This window comes from Bacillus sp. PPSBB_11 (assembly GCF_038023285.1).
Taxonomy (GTDB): Bacteria; Bacillota; Bacilli; order Bacillales; family Bacillaceae; genus Bacillus; species Bacillus altitudinis.
Genome location: NZ_CP150633.1, coordinates 1,988,537 through 1,988,907 on the forward strand (window position 1 = coordinate 1,988,537; position 371 = coordinate 1,988,907).

At 41.0% G+C, this 371-nt stretch carries 1 tRNA gene; it reads left to right on the top strand.

The window, feature by feature from the left end:
• Nucleotides 1-122: 122 nt before the first annotated feature.
• Nucleotides 123-206: transfer RNA gene (locus V7L95_RS09770), tRNA-Leu, on the top strand.
• The last annotated feature ends 165 nt before the right edge of the window (nucleotides 207-371 follow it).

Below are 371 nucleotides of genomic sequence, written 5' to 3' on the forward strand. Positions count from 1 at the left end.
GCGGAATTGGCAGACGCGCTAGACTTAGGATCTAGTGTCTTTATGACGTGGGGGTTCAAGTCCCTTCACCCGCATTGTTTTTTCAAACAGTGCACTTATGAATATATGAGCACATCATACACGCGGTCGTGGCGGAATGGCAGACGCGCTAGGTTGAGGGCCTAGTGGGTGAATAACCCGTGGAGGTTCAAGTCCTCTCGGCCGCATCTAAGAAACCAAAGGTTGTAGACCTTTGGTTTTTTTGTTTTATTTTCAATGTTCTTATTTTGGAGAGAAAAATTTGTATAATATTATATTCCTCGAGTAAGAGCATGATATGATCTGTGTTAAAATATTATACTTCCCCTAAGTTTGATTTTGTTACAAATTCA